Source organism: Streptomyces sp. PA03-6a (assembly GCF_033792765.1).
GTDB lineage: Bacteria > Actinomycetota > Actinomycetes > Streptomycetales > Streptomycetaceae > Actinacidiphila.
The window spans coordinates 1-6056 of record NZ_JARAVK010000383.1; the positions used below are offsets into that span (position 1 = coordinate 1).

The following is a 6056-nucleotide window of genomic DNA, read 5'->3' on the forward strand; positions in this document are numbered from 1 at the left end:
GGCCCGCACTGACCGCGCCGGGCAATCGGGAGGGCGGGCGGGGGAGAAACCCCAACCGCAACCACAATGGCGCCGCACACGACAACGGGCCGCAATCACAACCCGGGAGCGGGGGTACCGGGGGCTCGGACAGAATGGGGGCGTGCGTTACGGCATTCTCGGGACGACCCAGGCTCACCGCGGCGACGGCACCGTCGTGCCGCTGGCCGGTACGCGGCTGAGGGCGCTGCTCGCCGCGCTGGCGCTGCGCCCCGGGCGGGTGCGGACCACCGAGGCGCTGATCGACGAGGTGTGGGAGGGCGAACCGCCCGCCGACGCGACCGGGGCGCTACAGGCCCTGGTCGCCAGGTTGCGCCGGGCCGTGGGTCATGAGGCCGTGGGCTCGGTGGACGGCGGCTACCGCCTGGTCGCCGCGCCGGACGCCGTGGACCTGTACCGCTTCGAGCGGCTCGTGGAGGACGGCGGCCGGGCGCTCGCCGACGGCGACGCCGCCAAGGCCGCCGAGGCGCTGGACTCCGCGTTGGCGCTGTGGCGCGGCCCGGTGCTCGCCGACCTTCCGGACCGGGCGTCCGTCGCGCCCCGCTACGACGCGCTGCGGCTGGACGCCCGGCGGCTGCGGATCACCGCCGAGGTGGCGCTCGGCCGCGCCGAACAGGTGCTGCCGGAGGCGGTGGAGCTGGCGGTGGCCCATCCGCTGAACGAGGCGGTGCAGGTGCTGCGGCTGCGTGCGCTGCGCGAGGCGGGCCGGGGCGCCGACGCGCTGGTGGCGTACGAGGAGGTGCGGCGCGAGCTCGCCGACACGCTGGGCACCGATCCGGGCCCGGAGCTGCGGGCCCTCCACGCCGAGCTGCTGAATCCTTCCGCCCCCGCCCCCGCCGGGGCCGCCGCGCCGGCGCCCGTGTCCGGGAGCCCGGCGCGGCTCGGCAACGCGCGGGCCCGGCTGACCAGTTTCGTCGGCCGCGAGGCGGACCTGTCCGCGATCGCCGCGGATCTTGCGGTGGCGCGGCTGGTCACCGTCACGGGCCCCGGCGGCACCGGCAAGACCCGCCTGTCGCAGGAGGCCGGCGACCTGGTCGCCGGGCGCTGGCCGGACGGCGTTTGGTTCGCGGAACTGGCGCCCGTGGAGGACCCGCGCACCGTGGCCGTGGCCGTGGCCGTGGTGAACGCGCTGGGCCTGCGCGAGACGCTGCTGCACGCGGCCTCGGCGACCGAGGCGGCGCTGGCCGCGGAGGCGAAGGGGGCCGCCGCCAAGGACCCGCTGCTGCAGCTCACCGAGTACTGCGCGGAGCGCCGCATGCTGCTGGTTTTGGACAACTGCGAGCACGTGATCGGCGCCGCCGCGGAGCTCGCGGAGCGGCTGCTCGCGCACTGCCCCGGTGTGGCGGTGCTGGCCACCAGCCGTGAACCGCTCGGTGTGCCCGGCGAGTTGATCCGGCCGCTGGACCCGCTGCCGGAGCCCCCCGCCCTGCGGCTGCTCGCCGACCGCGGCGCGGCGGCCCGCCCCGGCTTCACCCCGGACGAGGACCCGGAGGCCTGCGCGGAGCTGTGCCGCAGGCTCGACGGACTGCCGCTCGCCATCGAACTGGCCGCGGCCCGGCTCCGGATGATGACGCCCCGCCAGCTCGCGGACCGGCTCGACGACCGCTTCCGCATCCTCACCGCGGGCAGTCGCACCGTGCTGCCCCGGCAGCAGACGCTGCGCGCGGTCGTCGACTGGAGCTGGGGCCTGCTCAGCGAGGCCGAACGGATCGTGCTGCGACGCTTCGCGGTGTTCGCCGGCGGCTGGGACCTGGCCGCCGCCGAGGCGGTGTGCGGCGAGGACGGCGGCGCCGTGGACGCCCGGGACGTCGCCTCCGTCCTGGCCTCGCTCGTCGACAAGTCGCTGGTCGTCGCCGACCTCGCCGAGGACGGCGCGCGCTACCGGATGCTGGAGACGATCGGCGAGTACGCGGCCGAACGCCTCGACGAGGCCGGTGAGCGCGACACCGTGGGGCGCCGCCACACCACGTACTTCCGCGAGTACGTGCGCACCGCCGACCCCGAGCTGCGCGGGCCGCGCCAACTGCTCTGGCTGGACCGGCTGGAGCGCGAGCACGAGAACCTGCGGGCGGCGATCCGCCGGGCGGTGGACACCGGGGACGAGCAGGAGGCGCTCTGCCTGGTGCTGGCCTGCAGCTGGTTCTGGGAGATGCGCAACTACCGCAGCGAGATCGGCCACTGGCCCGCCGTGGTGGTCGCGATGAGCCCGGTGGACGCCTTCGCCGAGCCGGTACGGCTCCCGCCGCTGGACCGCGGGCCGCTGGAGGACCCGCCGCCGATGACGCCGCAGCAGCTCACCGAGGCGCGGCGCTGGGTGCGCACCGGCGAGGTGTTCGCGTACATGGGCGAGCACGACGTGTGGAACGATCCGAGGCTGGTCGGTCTGGGCGAGGCGATCATCGAGGCCTACCCGCCGGAGCTGCCGCAGTCCAGCCTGCGGCCCGGGCTGTTCCGCGTGCTCGGCGCGATGCTGACCGGTCGCTTCGACCGCATGCCCGAGCTCATCGACGGCACGGTGGAGAGCTGCCGGCTGCACGGCCGGGTGTGGGAGCTGGCGTTCGCGCTGCAGTTCCGCGCCAAGGTGATGAACGACGTGGAGGGCCGGCTCGACGCCTCCATGGACGACATCCGCGAGGCCAGGGAGTTGTTCGGCCGGGTCGGCGACGACTGGGGCATGGCCGAGGCGCTGGCGGCGGAGGCCGAGGCGAGCGCCAACGCCGGCGACTGGGCGCGTGCCGCGGACAGCTGCCGACTGGCCATCGAGCTCGCCCGCAAGCTCGGTGCGTACCAGCACGTGCCGATCATGATGGTCCGCCTCGGCGACGCCCTCGCCAACGCCGGCGACCTGGAGGAGGGGGAGCGGCTGATCCGCGCGGGAGTCGCCGAGGCCGCGTCCTTCCGGCCGGTGGGCGACGACGCGGGCTACTACGGCAGGGTGCTGCTCATCGCCCTGCTCGCCCGGCGCGGTGAACTGGACGAGGCCTTCGCGCTGCTCGACGCCATGCAGGCCGACCCGCCGCGCGGCATGCCCTCGTTCATCGTCGGACTGCTCGCCGCCGTCCGCGGCTGGCTCACCGGCATGGCGGGCGACCCGTACGGGGGGCTGCCCCATCTCGCCGAGTCCGTCGCCTACATGGAGGGGCATCCGCTCAGCCCGGTCATCGGGCCGCGTATCGGCGTGCTGCTCTTCCCGCCGGGCGTCGCGCTCTTCACCGGGATCGCAGGGCTGCGCAGCGGCGACGACGTCCGCGGCCCCGCGCGCCGCGCCGCGGTGGTGCTGGGCGCGCACGACGCGCTGCGGCAGACCGCCTGCACCCCGTGGGAGCGGACGAGCATGGACGAGGACGCGGTGCGGCTGCGCGGGTACCTGGGTGAGGAGGACTTCGCGGCGGCCTACCGCGAGGGCGGGGGGCTCACCTTCCCCGAGGCGGTAGAGCTGCTGCGCGAGCCCGTCTGACGCGTCCTCAGCCCGCCTTCTTGCGGGGCGTCGCCTTCTTCGCCGTGGTCTTCTTGGCCGCCGCCTTCTTCGCGGGGGCCTTCCCGGCGGCCGCCTTCTTCGCCGGGGCCTTGCCGGAGGCGGTCTTCTTCGCTCCGGCCTTCTCCCCGCCGCGGGCGTCGATGCTGGCCTGGAGCGCGGCCATCAGGTCCACCACGTTGTCGGGGGCGGCGGTGACCTCGGCCATCTCGGGGACGGGTTCGCCCTCCAGCCGGGCGGCGACGAGTTCGTCCAGCGCGTGCTGGTACTCGTCGTGCATCGACTCCAGGTCGAAGTCCTCGGAAAGGGTGTCCATCAGGCTCTGCGCCATCTTCAGCTCCTGCGGCCGCACGGTGACCTTCTCCGGCGGCGCCAGCCCCTCCGCGGCGCGGAGCTCGTCGGGCCAGTACATCGTGTGCAGGACCAGCACGTCCTGGTGGACGCGCAGCAGCGCCAAGGACTCGCGGGTGCGCAGCGCGATCTTGGTGACGGCGGCCTTGCCGCTGCTGCTCAGGGCCTCGCGGAGCAGGACGTACGGCTTGGCGGCGGCGGTCTCCGCGCCGACGTAGTAGGCCCGCGACAGGGACAGCGGGTCGATCTCGTCGGCGTCGACGAAGGCGAGCACGTCGATCAGCTTCTTGCTGGGCAGGGGGAGGGCGGCCAGGTCCTCATCGGTGAGCACCACCGTGCGGCCGGTCTCGTCCTCGTACCCCTTGGCGATCTCCGCGTAGGGGACCTCCTTGCCCTCCTTCTCGCAGTACCGCTTCATGCGGATGCGGCCGCCGTCCTCGGCGTGCACCTGGTGCAGGGAGACGCCGTGCTCCTCGGTGGCCGCGTAGAGCTTGACCGGAATGGAGACCAGCCCGAAGCCGATCGCACCTTTCCACATGGATCGCATACTTTTGTCCCTTTCCGGGGACTTTCCAGACTATGCCCGCCCCGTCAGCCTCGCCCGACCGGCAGACGGTCGAGGTGGACGGCCGCCGCGTGGTCCTCACCCACCTGGACAAGGTCGTCTTCCCGGTCACCGGTCACACCAAGGCACAGCTGCTGCAGTACTACGCCCGCGTCGCCCCGGTGCTGGTGCCGCACGCCGCCGGTCGCCTCGCCTCCTTCGTCCGCGCCCCCGAGGGCCCGCACGCCCAGCGCTGGTTCGCCAAACGCCCGCCAGGCGGCACGCCCGACTGGGTGACCACCGCCGGGGAGGCCGACGAGCCGCACATCGTCGTCGACTCCACCCCGGCCCTGGTCACCATGGCCAACCTCGGCGCCTGGGAGGTGCACGTCCCGCAGTGGACCGTGGCGGGCGGACGCGACGCCCACGACCGCCTCGTCCTCGACCTCGACCCCGGCGAGGGCGCCGACCTCGTCCTGTGCTGCCGGGTCGCCGAACGCCTGCGGCAGATGATGGAGGACGACGGGCTCGTCTCCTTCCCCGTCACCTCCGGCAGCAAGGGGCTCCACCTCTACGCGCCGCTGCGTCCCGCCGCCGAGGCCGCCGCCACGGGCTACGCCAAGGCACTCGCCACCCGCATGCGCGACGAGCACCCCGGCCTCGTCGTGTTCTCCATGACCCGCAGCCTGCGCGCCGGGAAGGTCTTCATCGACTGGTCCCAGAACGCCTCCGCGAAGACCACCGCCTGCCCCTACACCCTGCGGCTGCGCGACCGCCCGGGCGTCGCGACCCCCGTCACCTGGGACGAGGTCGCCTCCTGCCGGAAGGCGGAGGACCTCGCCTTCACCCCGGAGGAGGTCCTGCAGCGCACCGCCGACCACGGCGACCCGCTGGCCGCCCTGGACGACCCCGCCGGCCGCGGCACCCTGCCGTGACGGGCGCCCCCTCGTGACCGATCCCCTCCCGCTCCCCGTGCGCGTCGCCCTCGCCCGCCGCGTCGACACCGTTCCCGCGGCCGACGCCCTCCCCGGCGGCTGCGCCTACGAGCCGAAGTTCGACGGCCACCGCATGGTCGTGCTCACCGACCCCGTACGCCTGCAGACCCGTTCCGGCCGGCTCGTGACCGCCACCTTCCCCGAGATCGCGGAGGCCGCCGGGGCCCTGCCGGCCGGCACCGTCCTCGACGGCGAGGTCGTCATCTGGCGGGACGGCCGCGTCGACTTCGGTGCCCTCCAGCGCCGCGCCCTGCGCGGGTCGCGCCGCCGTACCGACCTCCCCGCCAACTACGCGGCCTTCGACCTGCTCGCCGCCGCCGGCACCGACCTGCGCGGCCGGCCGTACCACGAACGTCGCGCGGCCCTCGTCGCCCTGCTGGAACCGCTCGGGCCGCCGCTGCAGGCCGTGCCCATGACGACCGACCGCGACGAGGCCGTCCACTGGTACGCCTCGCTCGCCCCGCTCGGCATCGAGGGCCTCGTCGTCAAGGGCCGCGGTCAGCGCTACCGTCCCGACCGCCGCGACTGGCTCAAGCTCCGCCACGCCGTCCCGCAGGACGCCGAGGCCATCGGCTTCACCGGCACTCCCCGCGCCCCCCGCGCCCTCGTCCTCGACCTCGGCGACGGCCCCTTCGCCACCGCGCCCCTGGAC

The 6056-nt window shown here is 74.8% G+C and carries 4 protein-coding genes; 3 read left to right on the forward strand and 1 reads right to left on the reverse strand.

Going from position 1 to position 6056, the window contains the following annotated elements; all coding sequences use genetic code 11:
- Nucleotides 1-142 precede the first annotated feature (142 nt).
- A complete protein-coding gene (locus PV350_RS43535) occupies nt 143-3496 on the forward strand; it encodes an ATP-binding protein (protein WP_500338909.1) in 3354 nt (1117 codons plus the stop codon).
- Nucleotides 3497-3503: 7 nt separating this feature from the next.
- On the opposite strand, the gene ku is transcribed toward PV350_RS43535, so the two are convergent.
- Nucleotides 3504-4403 (reverse strand): non-homologous end joining protein Ku, encoded by a 900-nt coding sequence (ku, locus tag PV350_RS43540; protein ID WP_499511539.1) that lies wholly within the window; start codon nt 4401-4403, stop codon nt 3504-3506.
- Nucleotides 4404-4444: 41 nt separating this feature from the next.
- On the opposite strand from ku, the gene ligD reads away from it, so the two are divergent.
- The gene (gene ligD / locus PV350_RS43545; protein WP_499511538.1) at nt 4445-5344 is read left to right on the forward strand and encodes a non-homologous end-joining DNA ligase; all 900 of its coding nucleotides are present in this window, start codon (nt 4445-4447) and stop codon (nt 5342-5344) included.
- 13 nt (nt 5345-5357) lie between these two features.
- The coding region (locus PV350_RS43550; protein ID WP_500338911.1) for an ATP-dependent DNA ligase at nt 5358-6056 on the forward strand (699 nt) is incomplete at its 3' end.